Here is a 20130-nt window from a genome sequence, read left to right on the forward strand (position 1 = left end):
GCTTATAAAATAGCAGGAATGCTTTCGCGAACCTGCGCGGGCCATACGCCGCACTGCACCTGACCAATATGCGGCAATTGCAGCAGCAACATCGTCAGACGCGACTGCCCAATCCCGCCGCCGATGGTCTGCGGCATTTCGCCGCGCAGCAGCGCCTGATGCCATTCCAGTTGCAGGCGATCTTCATCACCGGTCAACGCCAGCTGGCGCATCAGCGTATCGGCATCTACACGGATACCCATAGAGGAAAGCTCAAACGCATCTTCCAGCACCGGGTTCCACACCAGGATATCGCCGTTCAGACCGGCGTAGCCCAGCTCAGATGCGGAGCTCCAGTCATCATAATCCGGCGCGCGTACATCATGGCGGTGGCCATCGCTCAGTTTACCGCCGATCCCCACCAGAAAAACGGCGCCAAGTTCTTTGGCGATCGCGCGTTCGCGCCCTTTCGCATCCAGATCCGGGAAACGCGCCAGCAGTTCCTGACTGTGAACAAAATGGATCTGATCCGGCAGGAACGGCGCCAGACCAAACTCTTTACTGACCGCGGCTTCGGTAGCTTTAATTCCTGCCCATATAGCCTCTACTGTGCTTTTCAGGGTGGAAAATTGGCGCTCGCCATCGCCCATGACACGCTCCCAGTCCCACTGATCCACATAGACCGAGTGGAGCGGAGAGAGTCGGTCTTCATCGGGGCGAAGGGCTTTCATGTGCGTGTACAGCCCTTCGCCCGCGCTGAAGTCATGTTGCCCCAGGGTTTGACGTTTCCACTTCGCCAGTGAATGCACCACTTCGAACTGGGCGTCAGGCAACGCTTTCACTTTTACCTGCACCGCTTTTTCACAGCCGGACAAATTATCCTGCGTACCATCCCCTACGCGACTCAGGATCGGCGCCTGGACCTCAATCAGACCCAGACGCTCCTCAAGCTGGCGAGAGAAATGTGATTTCACGAAGCTAATTTGACGTTGTTTGGCAATGTAAGCGGTTTTCATTTTTTTACTCCTGCGTCCTGTTGCCTATGATTAAGCAACAAAACGAGAGCACTATTCAATAATCAACAGATAAAAAGCTAACTTCGGTTTTGATTCATTAAAAATAATGGCTAAAATAGAGATAATCATTAATCTGCATAAGAAAAAGCGATGGAAAATTATCAGATCGACAATCTGGACCGCGGCATACTTGACGCCTTAATGGAAAATGCCCGCACCGCCTACGCCGAACTGGCCAAACAATTTGGCGTTAGCCCTGGAACCATTCACGTTCGCGTCGAGAAAATGAAGCAGGCCGGGATCATTACGGGCGCACGGATTGACGTCAGCCCTAAACAGCTGGGCTATGATGTGGGCTGCTTTATTGGCATCATTCTCAAAAGCGCCAAAGACTATCCCTCCGCACTGGCCCGGCTGGAAAGCCTGGATGAAGTGACGGAAGCGTATTACACCACCGGTCACTACAGCATCTTTATAAAAGTGATGTGCAAATCAATTGACGCGCTTCAGCACGTACTTATCAACAAGATCCAAACAATTGATGAAATTCAGTCCACTGAGACACTGATCGTCTTGCAGAACCCGATCATGCGCACCATCAAGCCATGATCGGCTTTTTTAATCCCACATTTTTCCACAGGTAGATCCCAGCTCGTTCACAGAGTACAATGCAGCCTCTTTACCTGAGCGAGCGATCAATGGCAGACATTACTCTTATCAGCGGCAGCACCCTGGGCGGCGCCGAATACGTCGCGGAACATCTGGCGGAAAAGCTGGAAGCTGCCGGTTTTTCAACCGAAACGGTGCACGGTCCGTTATTAGAGGATCTGTCAACTTCCGGGATCTGGCTGATAATCAGCTCAACGCACGGCGCCGGAGACATTCCGGACAACCTGACCCCTTTCTATGAAGACCTTCAGACGCAGAAACCCGATCTTTCCGCGGTACGTTTCGGCGCAATTGGCATTGGTAGTCGAGAATACGACACGTTTTGCGGCGCGATTGAGAAAATAGAAGCGGAACTGAAAGGCGCTGGCGCAAAACAGGTTGGGGAAACACTGAAGATCAACATCCTTGAACATGAGATTCCGGAAGATCCAGCGGAGATTTGGCTCGGATCCTGGATTAATTTACTCAAATAAGTGTAAAGATCGTGCGATCCATTGTGGATAAATCTGGTGGAAAGCTTGGATCAAACGGTAGTTATCCAAAGAATAACCGTTGTTCACTTTTTGAGTTGTGTATAAGTACCCGTTTTGATCCCAGCTTATACGGACCACGATCACCGATCATTCACAGCTAATGATCCTTTCCAACGCATTGATCTTTATTACAGGATCCGGGTTATCCACAGCCTGGCGCGATCCTAATAAGAGATCACAATAGAACAGATCTCTAAATAAAAAGATCTTCTTTTTAATAGCCCGGATCCCGGGGCTTTCTCCATCGGCTAAAGTTGAGTAGAATCCACCGCCCGGGCTTCAATCCATTTTCACACCGCGTTATGCGAGGCAATTACCATGTTTTATCAGGATCCTTTTGACGTCATTATTATTGGCGGGGGTCATGCAGGCACTGAGGCCGCGATGGCCGCAGCGCGTATGGGTCAACAGACTCTGCTTTTGACACACAATATTGACACGTTGGGGCAGATGAGCTGCAACCCGGCGATCGGCGGTATTGGAAAGGGACATCTGGTAAAAGAGGTGGATGCGCTCGGCGGTCTGATGGCGAAAGCGATCGATCAGGCAGGTATTCAGTTTAGGATACTAAACGCCAGCAAAGGTCCGGCCGTTCGCGCTACCCGGGCTCAGGCGGATCGAGTCTTATACCGCCAGGCGGTGCGTACCGCGCTGGAGAATCAGCCGAATCTGATGATCTTCCAGCAAGCGGTTGAAGATCTGATTGTCGAAAACGATCGCGTTGTCGGCGCTGTGACCCAAATGGGGCTCAAATTCCGCGCGAAAGCGGTGGTACTGACCGTCGGGACCTTCCTGGACGGCAAAATTCATATTGGTCTGGATAACTACAGCGGCGGTCGTGCTGGCGATCCGCCATCCATCCCGCTGTCTCGCCGTCTGCGTGAGCTTCCGCTACGCGTCAGTCGCCTGAAAACCGGCACACCGCCGCGTATTGATGCGCGTACTATCGATTTCAGCGTGTTGGCTCAACAGCATGGCGATAACCCGATGCCGGTTTTCTCGTTTATGGGGAATGCTTCTCAGCATCCGCAACAGGTGCCGTGTTACATCACGCATACCAATGAGAAAACCCATGACGTGATTCGTAATAACCTCGATCGTAGCCCAATGTACGCTGGCGTGATCGAAGGGATCGGCCCACGCTACTGTCCTTCGATCGAAGACAAGGTGATGCGTTTTGCCGATCGTAACCAGCATCAGATCTTCCTTGAGCCGGAAGGACTGACCTCTAACGAGATTTACCCTAACGGTATCTCCACCAGCCTGCCGTTTGACGTGCAGATGCAGATTGTCCGTTCCATGCAGGGCATGGAGAACGCGAAGATCGTTCGTCCTGGTTACGCGATTGAGTACGATTTTTTCGACCCGCGCGATCTGAAACCGACTCTGGAAAGTAAATTTATTCACGGCCTGTTCTTTGCTGGTCAAATCAACGGTACTACCGGCTATGAAGAGGCTGCGGCGCAGGGCTTGCTCGCTGGTCTGAATGCCGCGCGTCTTTCCGCCGACAAAGAGGGCTGGGCGCCTGCGCGTTCTCAGGCTTATCTCGGCGTGCTGGTGGACGATCTCTGTACGCTGGGCACCAAAGAGCCGTATCGCATGTTTACCTCCCGCGCCGAATATCGCCTGATGCTGCGTGAGGACAACGCCGATCTGCGTCTGACCGAAATGGGCCGCGAGCTGGGTCTGGTGGATGATGAACGCTGGGCGCGCTTCAACGAGAAGCTGGAAAATATCGAACGCGAACGTCAGCGGCTGAAATCGACATGGGTAACGCCGTCTGCGGAATCCGCCGATGAAGTGAATGCGCATTTGACCACGCCTCTCTCCCGTGAGGCCAGCGGTGAAGATCTGTTGCGTCGTCCGGAAATGACCTACGCGCAGCTCACTTCGCTTGCCGCATTCGCGCCTGCGCTTGAAGATGAGCAAGCCGCTGAGCAGGTAGAAATCCAGGTCAAATACGAAGGCTATATCGCTCGCCAGCAGGATGAGATTGAAAAACAACTACGTAACGAGAATACGTTGCTGCCTGCCACGCTGGATTATCGTCAGGTTTCCGGTCTGTCGAACGAAGTTATCGCCAAGCTGAACGATCATAAACCGGCGTCTATCGGCCAGGCATCGCGTATCTCCGGCGTTACGCCAGCGGCAATCTCCATTCTGCTGGTATGGCTGAAAAAACAAGGTATGCTGCGTCGTAGCGCTTGATAACACTAATTTGGCGGGGGCGCTTCGCTTGCCCGCCCTACAAATTTGTAGGCCCGATAAGCGAAAGCGCATCGGGCATTTGATTATTAACAGGTAATGACCGTGCTCAACAAACTCTCTCGTCTGCTGGCTGATGCCGGTATTTCTCTTACCGATCACCAGAAAACGCTGCTGGTCGCCTACGTTGATATGCTGCACAAATGGAACAAAGCATACAACCTGACGTCAGTGCGGGATCCCAACGAAATGTTGGTACGCCATATTCTCGACAGCATAGTCGTTGCGCCATATCTTCAGGGACAGCGTTTTATCGACGTAGGAACAGGACCGGGGCTGCCGGGCATCCCACTGGCTATTGTTCTCCCTGACGCGCATTTCACCTTACTCGACAGCCTGGGCAAGCGGGTACGTTTTCTGCGTCAGGTCCAGCACGAACTGAAACTGGAAAACATCACGCCGGTTCAAAGCCGCGTTGAAGCCTATCCCTCCGAACCACCGTTTGATGGCGTTATCAGCCGCGCTTTCGCATCGTTGAATGATATGGTGAGCTGGTGTCACCATCTGCCGGGAGAGAAAGGGCGTTTTTATGCCTTAAAAGGGCAATTGCCAGGGGATGAAATTGCCTCACTACCTGACAATTTTAGCGTCGAATCTGTTGAAAAATTACGCGTTCCGCAACTGGAAGGCGAGCGGCATCTGGTGATTATTAAGTCAAACAAAGTTTAATTTTTATCAAAAAAAATAGAAAAAAAACGACGCGGCTTGTGTTAAAAATCGACAGGTATAACGCATTTCAGCGTTGTTACATTTAACTCTGGATTTACGGTTTCGTTTCAACATGACAACGTCGCTTCTTTTGTTAAAACAGAGAGTAATCAACTTTGTAAATATCAGTCTGCTAAAAATCGAATCGAAAAATCACTTTTGCTTGTTAAATTTTTATTATAAATGTCAATGGGGCGTTTTTAAGGTGTAAGCTGGTATTTTTAAAACAGTACCTGGTTTTACGCTTAAATATCAAAAAGATGAAAAGGCATGAATTGACACGTAAATGAATTGCGTAAGCATGAATATGTTTAATGTGTGATCTGGTGCACGCTTTATCGCCAGTGTTTTCGCGCTATTTGCAGTTTTGTACGATCGTTCACACTTTGGCTAAAAGTTAAAAATGCGGGCCAGAGAAAAATATTTAAACATTTATTCACCTTTTGGCTACTTATTGTTTGAAATCACGGGGGCGCACCGTATAATTTGACCGCTTTTTGATGCTTGACTCTAAGTCTTAAAGAACGTTTTATACGACACGCGGCATACCTCGAAGTGAGCAGGAGTAAAAACGTGATGTCTGTGTCGCTCGTGAGTCGAAACGTTGCTCGTAAGCTTCTGTTCATTCAGTTTCTGGCGGTAATAGCAAGTGGATTGCTGTTTTGCCTCAAAGACCCCTTCTGGGGCATCTCCGCAGTATGTGGGGGATTGGCAGTGGCACTGCCTAATATGTTGTTTATGATATTTGCCTGGCGTCACCAGGCGCATACACCTGCTAAGGGCCGCGTGTCCTGGACTTTCGCCTTCGGTGAAGCCTTCAAGGTGTTAGCGATGCTGGTTTTACTGGTGGTGGCGTTGGCGGTTTTAAAGGCGGTGTTTTTGCCGCTGATCGTTACGTGGGTTTTGGTGCTGGTGGTTCAGATACTGGCGCCGGCTGTAATTAACAACAAAGGGTAAAAGGCATCATGGCTTCAGAAAATATGACGCCGCAGGAATACATAGGACACCATCTGAATAACCTTCAGTTGGACCTGCGTACTTTCTCGCTGGTGGATCCGCAGAACCCCCCAGCCACCTTCTGGACGCTCAATATTGACTCCATGTTCTTCTCGGTGGTGCTGGGTCTGTTGTTTCTGGTGATGTTCCGTAGCGTTGCTAAAAAAGCGACCAGCGGCGTGCCAGGCAAGTTTCAGACCGCGATTGAGCTGATAGTCGGCTTTGTGCATGGCAGCGTCAAAGACATGTACCATGGCAAAAGCAAGCTGATTGCGCCGCTGGCCCTGACGATTTTCGTCTGGGTATTCCTTATGAACCTGATGGACTTACTGCCTATCGACCTGCTGCCGTATATCGCTGAGCATTGGCTGGGTCTGCCGGCAACGCGCGTGGTGCCGTCTGCTGACGTCAACATCACCCTGTCGATGGCGCTGGGCGTATTCATCCTTATTCTGTTCTACAGCATCAAAATGAAAGGCATCGGCGGCTTCGCAAAAGAGTTGACGCTGCAGCCGTTCAATCACTGGGCGTTCATTCCTGTCAACTTAATCCTTGAAGGGGTAAGTCTGCTGTCCAAACCGGTTTCTCTCGGTCTGCGACTGTTCGGCAACATGTATGCCGGTGAGCTGATTTTCATTCTGATTGCTGGTCTGTTGCCGTGGTGGTCACAGTGGATTCTGAATGTGCCGTGGGCCATTTTCCACATCCTGATTATTACGCTGCAAGCCTTCATTTTCATGGTTCTGACGATTGTCTATCTGTCGATGGCGTCCGAAGAGCATTAATTTACCAACACTACTACGTTTTAACTGAAACAAACTGGAGACTGTCATGGAAAACCTGAATATGGATCTGCTGTACATGGCTGCCGCTGTGATGATGGGTCTGGCGGCAATCGGTGCTGCGATCGGTATCGGCATCCTCGGGGGTAAATTCCTGGAAGGCGCGGCGCGTCAACCTGATCTGATTCCTCTGCTGCGTACTCAGTTCTTTATCGTTATGGGTCTGGTGGATGCTATCCCGATGATCGCTGTAGGTCTGGGTCTGTACGTGATGTTCGCTGTCGCGTAGTAAGCGTTGCTTGAATTAAGAGCAATATCAGAAGGTTAACTAGATAGAGGCATTGTGCTGTGAATCTTAACGCAACAATCCTCGGCCAGGCCATCGCGTTTATTCTCTTTGTCTGGTTTTGCATGAAGTACGTATGGCCGCCGTTAATGGCAGCCATCGAGAAACGTCAGAAAGAAATTGCTGACGGTCTCGCTTCTGCTGAACGAGCACATAAGGATCTTGACCTTGCAAAGGCCAGCGCGACCGACCAGCTGAAAAAAGCGAAAGCGGAAGCTCAGGTAATCATCGAGCAGGCAAACAAACGCCGCGCTCAGATCCTGGACGAAGCCAAAACTGAAGCAGAGCAGGAACGTACTAAAATCGTGGCGCAGGCGCAGGCGGAAATTGAAGCCGAGCGTAAACGCGCCCGTGAAGAGCTGCGTAAGCAAGTTGCTATCCTGGCTGTTGCTGGCGCCGAGAAGATCATCGAACGTTCCGTGGATGAAGCTGCTAACAGCGACATCGTGGATAAACTTGTCGCTGAACTGTAAGGAGGGAGGGGCTGATGTCTGAATTTGTTACGGTAGCTCGCCCCTACGCCAAAGCAGCTTTTGACTTTGCCGTTGAACACCAAAGTGTAGAGCGCTGGCAGGATATGCTGGCGTTTGCCGCCGAGGTAACCAAGAACGAACAAATGGCAGAGCTTCTCTCTGGCGCGCTGGCGCCGGAAACGCTCGCTGAGTCGTTTATCGCAGTCTGCGGTGAGCAGTTAGACGAAAACGGTCAGAACCTGATTCGGGTTATGGCTGAAAATAATCGTCTGAACGCGCTCCCGGATGTTCTGGAGCAGTTTATTCATCTGCGTGCCGCCAGTGAAGCTACCTCCGAGGTAGAAGTTACGTCGGCAACCGCATTGAGTGAAGAGCAGCTTTCGAAAATCAGCGCCGCGATGGAAAAACGTCTGTCACGCAAAGTGAAGCTGAATTGCAAAATCGATAAGTCTGTAATGGCAGGCGTTATCATCCGGGCGGGTGATATGGTCATTGATGGCAGCGTACGCGGCCGTCTTGAGCGCCTTGCAGACGTCTTGCAGTCTTAAGGGGACTGGAGCATGCAACTGAATTCCACCGAAATCAGCGAACTGATCAAGCAGCGCATTGCTCAGTTCAATGTGGTGAGCGAAGCTCACAACGAAGGTACTATTGTTTCTGTCAGTGACGGTGTTATCCGCATTCACGGCCTGGCCGATTGTATGCAGGGTGAAATGATCTCCCTGCCGGGTAACCGTTACGCTATCGCACTGAACCTGGAGCGCGACTCCGTGGGTGCGGTAGTCATGGGTCCATACGCTGACCTTGCCGAAGGCATGAAGGTTAAATGTACGGGTCGTATCCTGGAAGTTCCGGTTGGCCGCGGCCTGCTGGGACGTGTGGTGAACACCCTGGGTGCGCCAATTGACGGTAAAGGTCCGGTTGATAATGACGGCTTCTCTGCCGTTGAAGCGATTGCGCCGGGCGTTATCGATCGGCAGTCTGTCGATCAGCCGGTGCAGACCGGCTATAAAGCCGTTGACTCCATGATCCCAATCGGTCGTGGTCAGCGTGAACTGATCATCGGTGACCGTCAGACCGGTAAAACCGCACTGGCTATCGATGCCATCATCAACCAGCGCGACTCCGGCATCAAATGTATCTATGTCGCTATCGGCCAGAAAGCGTCCACCATCTCTAACGTGGTGCGTAAACTGGAAGAACACGGCGCGCTGGCTAACACCATTGTTGTGGTGGCTACCGCGTCCGAATCCGCTGCGCTGCAATATCTGGCGCCGTATGCCGGTTGCGCAATGGGCGAATACTTCCGTGACCGCGGCGAAGATGCGCTGATCATTTACGATGACCTGTCTAAACAGGCTGTTGCTTACCGTCAGATCTCCCTGCTGCTCCGTCGTCCGCCAGGACGTGAAGCATTCCCGGGCGACGTATTCTACCTCCACTCTCGTCTGCTGGAGCGTGCTGCGCGTGTTAACGCCGACTACGTCGAAGCCTTCACTAAAGGTGAAGTGAAAGGGAAAACCGGTTCACTGACTGCGCTGCCGATTATCGAAACGCAGGCAGGTGACGTTTCCGCGTTCGTTCCGACCAACGTAATTTCCATTACCGATGGTCAGATCTTCCTGGAATCTAACCTGTTTAACGCCGGTATTCGTCCTGCGGTTAACCCGGGTATCTCGGTATCCCGTGTAGGTGGCGCAGCCCAGACCAAGATCATGAAAAAACTGTCCGGTGGTATTCGTACCGCGCTGGCGCAGTATCGTGAACTGGCGGCGTTCTCTCAGTTTGCATCCGACCTTGACGATGCTACCCGTAAACAGCTTGACCACGGTCAGAAAGTGACCGAACTGCTGAAACAGAAACAGTATGCGCCGATGTCCGTCGCGCAGCAGTCTCTGGTTCTGTTCGCAGCAGAACGTGGTTATCTGGCGGATGTCGAACTGGCGAAAATCGGTAGCTTCGAAGCCGCACTGCTGGCTTACGTCGACCGTGATCACGCTCCGCTGATGCAAGAGATCAACCAGTCCGGTGGCTATAACGACGAAATCGAAGGCAAGCTGAAAGGCATCCTCGATTCCTTCAAAGCAACCCAGTCCTGGTAACGTCTGGCGGCTTGCCTTAGGGCAGGCCGTAAGGCATTGAGGAGAAGCTCATGGCCGGCGCAAAAGAGATACGTAGTAAGATCGCAAGCGTCCAGAACACGCAAAAGATCACTAAAGCGATGGAGATGGTCGCCGCTTCCAAAATGCGTAAATCGCAGGATCGCATGGCGGCCAGCCGTCCTTATGCAGAGACCATGCGCAAAGTGATTGGTCACCTTGCGAACGGTAATCTGGAATATAAGCACCCCTACCTGGAAGAGCGCGACGTTAAACGCGTGGGCTACCTGGTAGTGTCGACCGACCGTGGTTTGTGCGGTGGCTTGAACATTAACCTGTTCAAAAAGCTGCTGGCGGATATGAAGGCATGGTCCGATAAAGGCGTTCAGTGCGAACTCGCAATGATCGGCTCTAAGGGCGTGTCATTCTTTAATTCCGTAGGCGGCAACGTTGTCGCTCAGGTGACAGGTATGGGGGATAACCCTTCTCTGTCCGAACTGATCGGTCCGGTTAAAGTGATGTTGCAGGCCTACGACGAAGGCCGTCTGGACAAGCTTTACATTGTCAGCAACAAATTTATTAACACCATGTCTCAGGTGCCGACGATCACTCAACTGCTGCCGCTGCCGGCGTCAGAAGATGATGATCTGAAGCGTAAAGCCTGGGATTACCTGTATGAACCAGACCCGAAAGCGCTGCTGGATACTCTCCTGCGTCGTTATGTGGAGTCTCAGGTTTATCAGGGCGTGGTAGAAAACCTGGCCAGCGAGCAGGCCGCACGAATGGTGGCGATGAAAGCCGCAACCGATAATGGCGGCAGCCTGATTAAAGAGCTGCAGTTGGTATACAACAAAGCTCGTCAGGCCAGCATTACTCAGGAACTCACCGAGATCGTCTCGGGGGCCGCCGCGGTTTAACCAGGTTATTTCGTAGAGGATTTAAGATGGCTACTGGAAAGATTGTCCAGGTAATCGGCGCCGTGGTCGACGTCGAGTTCCCTCAGGATGCCGTACCACGCGTGTACGATGCTCTTGAGGTGCAGAATGGTAATGAGAAGCTGGTGCTGGAAGTTCAGCAGCAGCTTGGCGGCGGTATTGTGCGTACCATCGCGATGGGGTCTTCTGACGGTCTGCGTCGCGGTCTGGATGTAAAAGATCTCGAACACCCGATCGAAGTCCCGGTAGGTAAAGCCACGCTGGGTCGTATCATGAACGTCCTGGGTGAACCGGTCGACATGAAAGGCGAGATCGGCGAAGAAGAGCGTTGGGCGATTCACCGCGCAGCGCCTTCCTACGAAGAGTTGTCAAACTCTCAGGAACTGCTGGAAACCGGTATCAAAGTTATCGACCTGATGTGTCCGTTCGCGAAGGGCGGTAAAGTCGGTCTGTTCGGTGGTGCGGGTGTAGGTAAAACCGTAAACATGATGGAGCTTATCCGTAACATCGCGATCGAGCACTCCGGTTACTCTGTGTTTGCGGGCGTAGGTGAACGTACTCGTGAGGGTAACGACTTCTACCACGAAATGACCGACTCCAACGTTATCGATAAAGTATCCCTGGTGTATGGCCAGATGAACGAGCCGCCGGGAAACCGTCTGCGCGTTGCACTGACCGGTCTGACCATGGCGGAGAAATTCCGTGACGAAGGTCGTGACGTACTGCTGTTCGTCGATAACATCTATCGTTACACCCTGGCCGGTACGGAAGTATCCGCACTGCTGGGCCGTATGCCTTCCGCAGTAGGTTACCAGCCGACTCTGGCGGAAGAGATGGGCGTTCTGCAGGAACGTATCACCTCCACCAAAACCGGTTCTATCACCTCCGTACAGGCGGTATACGTACCGGCGGATGACTTGACTGACCCGTCTCCAGCCACCACCTTTGCGCACTTAGATGCAACCGTGGTACTGAGCCGTCAGATCGCATCCCTGGGTATCTACCCGGCCGTTGACCCGCTGGACTCCACCAGCCGTCAGCTGGATCCGCTGGTTGTTGGTCAGGAACACTACGACACCGCGCGTGGCGTTCAGTCCATCCTGCAGCGTTATCAGGAACTGAAAGACATCATCGCCATCCTCGGTATGGATGAACTGTCTGAAGAAGATAAACTGGTGGTAGCACGCGCGCGTAAAATTCAGCGCTTCCTGTCCCAGCCGTTCTTCGTGGCGGAAGTATTTACCGGTTCTCCGGGCAAATACGTTTCCCTGAAAGACACCATCCGTGGCTTTAAAGGCATCATGGAAGGCGAATACGATCACCTGCCGGAGCAGGCGTTCTACATGGTCGGTTCCATCGACGAAGCCGTGGAAAAAGCCAAAAAACTTTAACGCCTTAATCGGAGGGTGATATGGCAATGACTTACCACCTGGATGTCGTCAGCGCGGAGCAACAAATGTTCTCCGGTCTGGTCGAGAAAATCCAGGTTACGGGTAGCGAAGGCGAACTGGGGATTTACCCGGGGCACGCGCCGCTGCTCACCGCCATTAAGCCTGGTATGATTCGCATCGTTAAGCAGCACGGTCATGAAGAGTTTATCTATCTGTCCGGCGGCATTCTGGAAGTGCAGCCTGGCAGCGTGACCGTTCTGGCGGATACCGCGATTCGCGGTCAGGATCTCGATGAAGCGCGAGCCCTGGAAGCGAAGCGTAAAGCCGAAGAGCACATTAAGAGCTCGCACGGTGACGTGGATTACGCTCAGGCGTCTGCGGAACTGGCCAAAGCGATCGCTAAACTGCGCGTTATCGAGTTGACCAAAAAAGCGATGTAACACCGGCTTGAAAGCATAAAACCAGTCTGATTGCGGACTGGTTTTTTTTTATCCTCTCAATTTTTATTCGATAAACTAGCAACGACAAAAACAAGCGGCTGAAGGCGACGCGTTTTCAGCGACAGCGCTGTTTTCATTAAATCCTTCTTTCTGTCATTGGCATCTGCACATTGTGCGAAGAAGGAAGGAATGGATGCGTTTTTATTGCATAAAATGAGGGATTATTACTATGTCATTTCAGCCATCCTTTGCGGGTCCACAACCCGACTCAAGGATTGATCGTACTACCTTTATCCGTCGCGCTTATCTTCATCTCGCCGGCGCCATCGTCGGTTTTATCGTATTGAGCGCGGCGTGGAGTTTTATAGGGGTCGGGGAGTATGCGCTTGATGTGCTGCTGGCTGGTGGAAGATATAGCTGGTTGGTTGTTCTCGGCGCTTTTATGCTGGTGGGAATGCTGGCGACCCGTCTGGCGGATAATGCGGGGAATAATCAAACGCAACTTATCGGGCTGGGGATTTATGTGTTGGCAGAATCCCTGATTTTTGCCCCCCTGTTAACGGTGGCGGCGTATATTAACCCGTCGAGCATTGGCGCGGCGGCAATAACGACTCTGTTGCTGGTTGGCGGTCTGACGTTTACCGCTTTTTCCATAAAAAAAGACTTTTCTTTTCTGCGCTCGTTTCTGACTATGGCTGGGTTCATTGCTTTTGGCGCGATTATTGCCAGCGTCATCTGCGGTTTCTCGCTGGGCGTCTGGTTTTCTGCGCTAATGGTACTGCTGTGCGCCGGGTTTATACTTTACGATACTTCTAACATTATTCACCATTACCCTACCGATCGCCCTGCTGGCGCGGCATTACATCTGTTTGCTTCTATCGCGACCATGTTCTGGTATATTTTGCGGATTTTTATGTCGCGTAATTAAGTAAAAAATACGCGCAACGGAAAACCAGCGGCCTCTGTCGCTGGTTTTTGCTTTTCTGACTCCCCTGCGCTTTATTACGTTATCTTCTTTATTTATGGAGTAAAAAAACAGCAAAAACATCGGACTACGTTGCCAATACGCGGGTGTTTTTACTTTTCAGGAGACAAGAGGCGCGGTAATGAACGAAAATGATTCATTAGCAGGCGGGGATTTTATCCCGGTGAGCATTTTATCCTTCTTCCATTTTACGATGAAAAAAATGTAGTATTTTCAAAGTGAAACAGTATAAATTCGTTCTCAAATTACAGTCAGGACGCGTATGTTAAATAGTGCTATGAGCGTAGTGATCCTTGCCGCAGGTAAAGGCACGCGCATGTATTCCGATATTCCTAAAGTGCTGCACACGCTGGCGGGTAAACCCATGGTGCAGCATGTCATTGATGCAGCTACTAAATTAGGGGCCGCACAGGTTCATCTGGTCTATGGCCACGGTGGCGAGTTGTTAAAACAGACCCTGAAAGATGACAAGCTGAACTGGGTGCTTCAGGCGGAACAGTTGGGAACAGGTCACGCAATGCAGCAGGCCGCGCCCTTCTTTAGCGACGATGAAGATATTTTAATGCTTTACGGCGACGTGCCGTTGATTTCGGTTGAAACCTTACAGCGCCTGCGCGATGCCAAACCGCAGGGTGGTATTGGGTTATTAACCGTGAAGCTGGACGATCCGAGCGGCTATGGCCGTATTACGCGTGAAAACGGTAAAGTGACCGGCATCGTTGAACATAAAGACGCCACTGATGAACAGCGTCAGATCCAGGAAATTAACACCGGTATTCTGATCGCCAACGGCGCGGACCTGAAACGCTGGTTGTCTAAGCTGACTAACAATAATGCGCAGGGTGAATATTATATCACTGATATCATTGCGCTGGCTTATCAGGAAGGACGGGAAATCGCCGCGGTGCATCCGGCTCGCATCAGCGAAACGGACGGAGTGAATAACCGTCTACAGCTTTCTCGTCTGGAGCGTATTTACCAGGCCGAACAGGCGGAGAAACTGCTGTTATCCGGCGTTATGTTGCGCGATCCGGCACGTTTTGATCTCCGCGGCACCCTTCATTGTGGAATGGATGTGGAAATTGACGCTAACGTTATCATCGAAGGTTATGTAACGCTCGGTCACCGCGTGAAGATCGGCGCGGGCTGCATTATTAAAAACAGCGTTATTGGCGATGACTGCGAAATTAGCCCATACAGCGTGGTGGAAGATGCGCATCTGGAAGCGGCCTGCACCATCGGTCCGTTTGCTCGCCTGCGTCCCGGCGCGGAGCTGTTAGCGGGCGCTCACGTCGGCAATTTCGTTGAAATGAAAAAAGCGCGTCTGGGTAAAGGTTCTAAAGCCGGCCATCTGACCTACCTGGGCGATGCGGAAATTGGCGACAACGTGAATATCGGCGCGGGGACCATCACCTGTAACTATGATGGCGCGAACAAATTCAAAACGGTTATTGGCGACGATGTGTTTGTCGGCTCCGATACCCAACTGGTGGCGCCGGTTACTGTTGGTAAAGGGGCCACCATCGCCGCAGGGACTACTGTCACCCGTAACGTAGCTGACAATGAACTGGTATTAAGCCGCGTGCCGCAGGTGCATAAGCAAGGCTGGCAGCGTCCGGTGAAGAAAAAGTGATTTTGTAAGCCGGATAAGCGTCAGCGCCATCCGGCAGACCGGAGATGAGAGGATAAAATAATCCTCCGCTCCATGAGCAGTACTTATAAAAATAACCCCACTCTCTACAAGGCTCGGGGCGCCCGCAACGACGGGCATACAGGTCAGCGACAACGCATGGCGTAATGCCATAATCAGGAAATAAAACTATGTGTGGAATTGTTGGCGCTATCGCGCAGCGTGATGTAGCTGAAATCCTTCTCGAAGGTTTACGTCGTCTGGAATACCGCGGATATGACTCTGCCGGTCTGGCCGTGGTGGATGCAGAAGGTCATATGACCCGCCTGCGTCGCCTCGGTAAAGTCCAGATGCTGGCTCAGGCAGCGGAAGAACATCCTCTGCATGGCGGCACCGGTATTGCTCACACTCGCTGGGCGACGCACGGTGAACCTTCAGAAGCTAACGCGCATCCGCATGTTTCTGAACACATTGTGGTGGTGCATAACGGCATCATCGAAAACCATGAACCGCTGCGTGAAGCGTTAAAAGCGCGTGGCTATACCTTCGTTTCTGAAACCGACACCGAAGTGATTGCACACCTGGTAAACTGGGAACTGAAACAGGGCGGTACTCTGCGTGAGGCTGTTCTGCGTGCGATCCCGCAATTGCGTGGCGCATATGGCACGGTGATCATGGATACCCGCCATCCGGATACGCTGCTGGCTGCCCGTTCAGGTAGCCCGCTGGTGATTGGTCTGGGTATGGGCGAAAACTTTATCGCTTCTGACCAGCTGGCGCTGTTGCCAGTGACTCGTCGCTTTATCTTCCTTGAAGAGGGCGATATCGCTGAAATCACTCGCCGTTCGGTAAATATCTTCGATAACACCGGCGCGGAAGTAAAACGTCAGGATATCGAATCCAATCTGCAATATGACGCGGGCGATAAAGGTATTTACCGCCACTACATGCAGAAAGAGATCTACGAACAGCCGAACGCGATCAAAAACACCCTTACCGGGCGCATCAGCCACGGTCAGGTGGATTTAAGCGAGCTGGGACCGAACGCCGACGAACTGCTGTCGAAGGTTGAGCATATTCAGATCCTCGCCTGCGGTACGTCTTACAACTCCGGTATGGTTTCCCGTTACTGGTTTGAATCGCTGGCAGGTATTCCGTGCGACGTTGAAATCGCCTCTGAATTCCGCTATCGCAAATCTGCCGTGCGTCGTAACAGCCTGATGATTACCCTGTCACAGTCTGGCGAAACCGCAGATACCCTGGCTGGCCTGCGTCTGTCGAAAGAGCTGGGATATTTGGGCTCTCTGGCAATTTGTAACGTGCCGGGATCTTCGCTGGTGCGTGAATCCGATCTGGCGCTGATGACCAACGCGGGTACGGAAATTGGCGTAGCATCTACCAAAGCCTTCACCACCCAGTTAACCGTGCTGTTGATGCTGGTGGCGAAACTGGCGCGTCTGAAAGGTCTGGATGCGTCCATTGAGCATGATATCGTGCATGGCCTACAGGCGCTGCCGAGCCGTATTGAGCAGATGCTGTCGCAGGACAAACGCATCGAGCTGCTTGCAGAAGATTTCTCCGACAAGCATCACGCGCTATTCCTGGGGCGTGGCGATCAATATCCGATTGCGCTCGAAGGCGCGCTGAAGCTGAAAGAGATCTCTTACATTCACGCGGAAGCCTATGCTGCAGGCGAGCTGAAACACGGGCCGTTGGCGCTGATTGACGCCGATATGCCGGTGATTGTGGTGGCGCCGAACAACGAACTGCTGGAGAAACTGAAATCCAACATCGAAGAAGTTCGCGCGCGTGGCGGTCAGTTGTACGTCTTCGCCGATCAGGATGCGGGTTTTGTGAGCAGCGACAACATGCACATCATTGAGATGCCGCATGTGGAAGAAGTGATCGCGCCTATCTTCTACACCGTTCCGCTGCAACTGCTGGCGTATCACGTGGCGCTGATTAAAGGCACCGACGTTGACCAGCCGCGTAACCTGGCGAAATCGGTGACGGTAGAGTAAGTCAAATGTAGTACCAGGCAGAAGGCCGTCGATAGACGGCCTTTTTTTGTGCGCCGTGACAGGCGCTGTTCTTTCTCTATGGTGGCTGAAGAGCGACTAAGAGGTGCTACGCCTGCCTGCGCTACGGGCACCCGGTCACATTCTCTTCTTTAAGGCCCTGGCTCAATCCAGGTGGATCGGAAATCAAACCACCCCAGGTTATTCAGGTGGATCCCCCTGGCCCGGTCGGGGCTTTTGAGTCGCATCCAGTGGTGAAAAAGCGGCTGTAGCCAGCCTGAACGGGTGGTTTCCCTGACCAGTTGTTCCGCGCTGATGGTTTCGGCATGCCACTGGGTTTCCCATTGGGCCAGCAGCGCATCATCCCCACCACTGATGGCGTGGCGCAGTAAAGGGGAGCCCAGTAGCCATGTACCGACGTTCCACTCTTCGGGAATGGGGAAATTGACCGTCCCCAGCCAGAGATCCACATTGGCTTTGCCATTCGCCCAGTCATCATAATTCAGCTCAACGCCCTCAAGTAAAATGCCCTGCTGGCGCATGATCTCTTGCATGATATCCAGGAGCATTGGAAATTCAGGGTGCTGATCGTGATAGGCCAGACGCAGTTTTGCGTAGGGCGACGACGAGATAAAAGGTGAACAGGCCGGGCCCGCCTCAATAGTATGAAACCAGGAGGACAGCAGGCTGCCGCCCGGTACCCAGAAGGGGCGAATTGCCTCACTCAGATGCTGGAGTATGGCGTAAGGGCTGAGTGTTTCCCGTAGCCAGCGGCGATGTTCGGCGGTATGCCAGTGCGGGGAGCGGCTGTCGCATAATAAAAAATATCCTCCACGCTCAAGAAACATCTCGCGCAGGTTGTCAGAAGGTTTGCCTGATACCTGGCTAAGCCGTCCGGAAACGTAATCCTCATCGCTCAGGCTGGAGCTGAGCCAGGCTGCCGTGTCGTTATCCGACAGCGATTCCGCCAGGTTGTCTGTCTCCGTTAAATTCGGCCAGATAAAGACCTCCACTTCATCCAGCAGCCCGCGCAGGCCGAAATAGTGGTCAAAGGCCTTCATTTGCAGATGAAAGCCATTGTTTTCCACCACCTCATAAGGGCCAGTCCCCACAGGATGTGCCGGGAAATCAGCGCGTTGTGTATGGTCAGGCGGTAGGATCATGGCATCAATATGGCTGAGCAGCAGCGGCAGTCGGTTATCCGGGTGCGCCAGCGTAATTTCAAGGCTCAGCGGCCCGGTGGCCTGAATGGTCTGCAAGTGCGAGAACAACGGCAGCTTAGCGCTGCGGGTCAGTGAAGCGATAACCGCGTCGATCGTCAGCTCCTGACCATCATGCCAGAGGACGGCGGGGCGCAGATAAAAACGCCAGCGCAGTGGATCAATCTGCCGCCAGTGGTGGGCAAGATCGGCTTCGACTTCACCTTTTTCCTCATTTATGCGCGTCAGGCCGCTAAAAATCTGCCTGACCAGATGCTGCTCAGAGCGACGCAACGGTATGCCGGGGCACAGCGACGGCATTGTCCGGTAATAGGGGATGCACAGCCGCTGATAGTCTGCCCGCACGCTATAGCCCAGCTTTGAACGCAACAGTTGCGCCACCTGGTGCTTATTTTTACCCAGCAGTTGAATGGCCTGATCAACATGACCAGACTCCAGCAACTGCTCCGCCTTTTCGCTTAACAGCTGTTCTGGTTTATAGCGCAGGTGAAGCCGGGCGCGATGCCCACGTCCGGCCTGTGATTGCCAGTTGAGCCACTTTGCCTCCTGCATCTGAAGCAACAGATTACGCATATGCCGCCGGGTGCAGAACAACACATCCGCCAGCTCCTGTAATGTCACGCTAACAGGCTTGTCGCCATAGTGCTGGAGTAGCTTTAAGTATTTTTGTTCAGTGTGCCGGGTTGTCATAAAAGGTGAAATTTCCCGAACGGGAATGAGCAATTTTTAATATCCCCTTTTTAGCCGATGATTTTCTCTATCGCAACTTCTATGAGGATTCATCATGACAAAGCGCATTAATAAAGATACTCAGGTCTGCATGTCCCTGGCGGCACGCCCGAGTAACTTCGGTACACGCTTTCACAACTATCTGTACGAAGCGCTGGATCTCAATTATCTCTACAAAGCCTTTTCGCCGACCGATCTTACGCAGGCCATTAGCGGCGTGCGCGGTCTGGGGATCCGTGGGTGCGCGATCTCTATGCCATTTAAGGAAGCCTGCATTCCGCTGGTGGATGAACTGGATGCTTCCGCTCAGGCCATTCACTCAGTTAATACCATTGTGAATACCAATGGCCATCTGAAGGCGTACAACACCGATTACATTGCAATAGCTCGCTTGCTGGCGAATTACAAGGTCTCTCCCGACCTGGTGTTTGCTTTGCGTGGCAGCGGTGGTATGGCAAAGGCGGTGGCCTGCGCGCTGAAGGATGCGGGGTTTACCCGTGGTTATATTGTCGCGATTGATGAAGCGTCAGGTAAACAACTGGCCGAACTCTATGGCTATGAATGGCGCCCGGATACCGACGGTATTGAAGCCGATTTGTTAATTAACGCCACGCCTATCGGAATGGCTGGCGGTAATGATGCCGACAAACTCTCTTATTCCGAACAGGAAGTGGATAAGGCGAGCGTTATCTTTGATGTGGTGGCGCTACCGCCCGTCACGCCGCTGATCCGCTACGCCCGTGAACGCGGTAAAACCGTGATTACCGGTTCCGAAGTGTTTGCTATTCAGGCCGTGGAACAATTTGTCCTTTATACCGGGATTCGCCCGGATGACGCGCTATTCCAGAAAGCCGCGGCCTGGTCACGTCTGTAACATTTTTTCCCGCTTTTTCTTTAAATTAAAAGAACAGGGTAC

19 protein-coding genes are annotated in these 20130 nt (G+C 52.4%); 17 read left to right on the top strand and 2 right to left on the bottom strand.

Going from position 1 to position 20130, the window contains the following annotated elements:
• Positions 1-2 precede the first annotated feature (2 nt).
• A complete protein-coding gene (gene asnA, locus ABVN36_RS21250; RefSeq protein ID WP_000845114.1) occupies positions 3-995 on the bottom strand; it encodes an aspartate--ammonia ligase in 993 nt (330 codons plus the stop codon).
• Between the two features lie 150 nt (positions 996-1145).
• On the opposite strand from asnA, the gene asnC reads away from it, so the two are divergent.
• From asnC to glmS, 16 genes are all read left to right on the top strand, one after another.
• Positions 1146-1604 carry a transcriptional regulator AsnC gene (gene asnC / locus ABVN36_RS21255; protein ID WP_000433016.1) on the top strand — a complete coding sequence of 153 codons (459 nt, stop codon included), beginning with the start codon at positions 1146-1148 and terminating at the stop codon, positions 1602-1604.
• Between the two features lie 89 nt (positions 1605-1693).
• On the top strand, positions 1694-2137 hold the full coding sequence (gene mioC / locus ABVN36_RS21260) for an FMN-binding protein MioC (protein WP_000763722.1): 444 nt from the start codon (positions 1694-1696) through the stop codon (positions 2135-2137).
• A 378-nt stretch (positions 2138-2515) separates the two neighbouring features.
• The gene (mnmG, locus tag ABVN36_RS21265; RefSeq protein ID WP_000499872.1) at positions 2516-4405 is read left to right on the top strand and encodes a tRNA uridine-5-carboxymethylaminomethyl(34) synthesis enzyme MnmG; all 1890 of its coding nucleotides are present in this window, start codon (positions 2516-2518) and stop codon (positions 4403-4405) included.
• A gap of 102 nt (positions 4406-4507) precedes the next feature.
• Positions 4508-5131, top strand: coding sequence for a 16S rRNA (guanine(527)-N(7))-methyltransferase RsmG (gene rsmG, locus ABVN36_RS21270; RefSeq protein ID WP_001519938.1), 624 nt, complete (start codon positions 4508-4510; stop codon positions 5129-5131).
• A 615-nt stretch (positions 5132-5746) separates the two neighbouring features.
• Positions 5747-6127, top strand: a complete 381-nt coding sequence (atpI, locus tag ABVN36_RS21275; RefSeq protein ID WP_000116685.1) for a F0F1 ATP synthase subunit I — start codon at positions 5747-5749, stop codon at positions 6125-6127.
• 8 nt (positions 6128-6135) lie between these two features.
• The gene (gene atpB, locus ABVN36_RS21280; protein WP_000135632.1) at positions 6136-6951 is read left to right on the top strand and encodes a F0F1 ATP synthase subunit A; all 816 of its coding nucleotides are present in this window, start codon (positions 6136-6138) and stop codon (positions 6949-6951) included.
• A gap of 46 nt (positions 6952-6997) precedes the next feature.
• Entirely contained in the window at positions 6998-7237 is a 240-nt protein-coding gene (atpE, locus tag ABVN36_RS21285; RefSeq protein ID WP_000429386.1) for a F0F1 ATP synthase subunit C, read from the top strand.
• A gap of 59 nt (positions 7238-7296) precedes the next feature.
• Entirely contained in the window at positions 7297-7767 is a 471-nt protein-coding gene (gene atpF / locus ABVN36_RS21290) for a F0F1 ATP synthase subunit B (RefSeq protein ID WP_001052212.1), read from the top strand.
• Between the two features lie 14 nt (positions 7768-7781).
• Entirely contained in the window at positions 7782-8315 is a 534-nt protein-coding gene (gene atpH, locus ABVN36_RS21295; RefSeq protein ID WP_001288957.1) for a F0F1 ATP synthase subunit delta, read from the top strand.
• Between the two features lie 12 nt (positions 8316-8327).
• A complete protein-coding gene (gene atpA / locus ABVN36_RS21300) occupies positions 8328-9869 on the top strand; it encodes a F0F1 ATP synthase subunit alpha (RefSeq protein WP_001176751.1) in 1542 nt (513 codons plus the stop codon).
• Between the two features lie 50 nt (positions 9870-9919).
• The gene (atpG, locus tag ABVN36_RS21305) at positions 9920-10783 is read left to right on the top strand and encodes a F0F1 ATP synthase subunit gamma (protein WP_000896506.1); all 864 of its coding nucleotides are present in this window, start codon (positions 9920-9922) and stop codon (positions 10781-10783) included.
• 26 nt (positions 10784-10809) lie between these two features.
• Positions 10810-12192 (top strand): F0F1 ATP synthase subunit beta, encoded by a 1383-nt coding sequence (gene atpD / locus ABVN36_RS21310; protein ID WP_000190499.1) that lies wholly within the window; start codon positions 10810-10812, stop codon positions 12190-12192.
• A 20-nt stretch (positions 12193-12212) separates the two neighbouring features.
• Positions 12213-12632, top strand: a complete 420-nt coding sequence (locus ABVN36_RS21315) for a F0F1 ATP synthase subunit epsilon (protein WP_001251971.1) — start codon at positions 12213-12215, stop codon at positions 12630-12632.
• A gap of 229 nt (positions 12633-12861) precedes the next feature.
• The gene (locus ABVN36_RS21320) at positions 12862-13560 is read left to right on the top strand and encodes a Bax inhibitor-1 family protein (RefSeq protein ID WP_000009900.1); all 699 of its coding nucleotides are present in this window, start codon (positions 12862-12864) and stop codon (positions 13558-13560) included.
• 319 nt (positions 13561-13879) lie between these two features.
• Positions 13880-15250, top strand: a complete 1371-nt coding sequence (gene glmU / locus ABVN36_RS21325) for a bifunctional UDP-N-acetylglucosamine diphosphorylase/glucosamine-1-phosphate N-acetyltransferase GlmU (protein ID WP_000934851.1) — start codon at positions 13880-13882, stop codon at positions 15248-15250.
• A gap of 188 nt (positions 15251-15438) precedes the next feature.
• Positions 15439-17268, top strand: coding sequence for a glutamine--fructose-6-phosphate transaminase (isomerizing) (glmS, locus tag ABVN36_RS21330; protein ID WP_000334061.1), 1830 nt, complete (start codon positions 15439-15441; stop codon positions 17266-17268).
• 149 nt (positions 17269-17417) lie between these two features.
• Here glmS and ABVN36_RS21335 read toward each other — a convergent pair whose 3' ends face one another.
• Positions 17418-19175: an SgrR family transcriptional regulator gene (locus ABVN36_RS21335; protein WP_023138233.1), complete on the bottom strand. Its 1758-nt coding sequence runs from the start codon at positions 19173-19175 to the stop codon at positions 17418-17420.
• A gap of 94 nt (positions 19176-19269) precedes the next feature.
• Here ABVN36_RS21335 and ABVN36_RS21340 point away from each other — a divergent pair, with 94 nt between their 5' ends.
• Complete coding sequence (locus ABVN36_RS21340; RefSeq protein WP_000166709.1) at positions 19270-20088, top strand: shikimate 5-dehydrogenase; 819 nt, start codon at positions 19270-19272, stop codon at positions 20086-20088.
• Positions 20089-20130 lie beyond the last annotated feature (42 nt).

Source organism: Salmonella sp. SJTUF15581 (assembly GCF_043356775.1).
Taxonomy (GTDB): Bacteria; Pseudomonadota; Gammaproteobacteria; order Enterobacterales; family Enterobacteriaceae; genus Salmonella; species Salmonella enterica.

Bases quoted from the DNA above. Each gene is read 5' to 3' on its own strand.
- asnA (WP_000845114.1), bottom strand. From the start codon at position 995: ATGAAAACCGCTTACATTGCCAAACAACGTCAAATTAGCTTCGTGAAA.
- asnC (WP_000433016.1), top strand. From the start codon at position 1,146: ATGGAAAATTATCAGATCGACAATCTGGACCGCGGCATACTTGACGCC.
- mioC (WP_000763722.1), top strand. From the start codon at position 1,694: ATGGCAGACATTACTCTTATCAGCGGCAGCACCCTGGGCGGCGCCGAA.
- mnmG (WP_000499872.1), top strand. From the start codon at position 2,516: ATGTTTTATCAGGATCCTTTTGACGTCATTATTATTGGCGGGGGTCAT.
- atpI (WP_000116685.1), top strand. From the start codon at position 5,747: ATGTCTGTGTCGCTCGTGAGTCGAAACGTTGCTCGTAAGCTTCTGTTC.
- atpB (WP_000135632.1), top strand. From the start codon at position 6,136: ATGGCTTCAGAAAATATGACGCCGCAGGAATACATAGGACACCATCTG.
- atpE (WP_000429386.1), top strand. From the start codon at position 6,998: ATGGAAAACCTGAATATGGATCTGCTGTACATGGCTGCCGCTGTGATG.
- atpH (WP_001288957.1), top strand. From the start codon at position 7,782: ATGTCTGAATTTGTTACGGTAGCTCGCCCCTACGCCAAAGCAGCTTTT.
- atpA (WP_001176751.1), top strand. From the start codon at position 8,328: ATGCAACTGAATTCCACCGAAATCAGCGAACTGATCAAGCAGCGCATT.
- atpG (WP_000896506.1), top strand. From the start codon at position 9,920: ATGGCCGGCGCAAAAGAGATACGTAGTAAGATCGCAAGCGTCCAGAAC.
- atpD (WP_000190499.1), top strand. From the start codon at position 10,810: ATGGCTACTGGAAAGATTGTCCAGGTAATCGGCGCCGTGGTCGACGTC.
- ABVN36_RS21315 (WP_001251971.1), top strand. From the start codon at position 12,213: ATGGCAATGACTTACCACCTGGATGTCGTCAGCGCGGAGCAACAAATG.
- ABVN36_RS21320 (WP_000009900.1), top strand. From the start codon at position 12,862: ATGTCATTTCAGCCATCCTTTGCGGGTCCACAACCCGACTCAAGGATT.
- glmU (WP_000934851.1), top strand. From the start codon at position 13,880: ATGTTAAATAGTGCTATGAGCGTAGTGATCCTTGCCGCAGGTAAAGGC.
- glmS (WP_000334061.1), top strand. From the start codon at position 15,439: ATGTGTGGAATTGTTGGCGCTATCGCGCAGCGTGATGTAGCTGAAATC.
- ABVN36_RS21335 (WP_023138233.1), bottom strand. From the start codon at position 19,175: ATGACAACCCGGCACACTGAACAAAAATACTTAAAGCTACTCCAGCAC.
- ABVN36_RS21340 (WP_000166709.1), top strand. From the start codon at position 19,270: ATGACAAAGCGCATTAATAAAGATACTCAGGTCTGCATGTCCCTGGCG.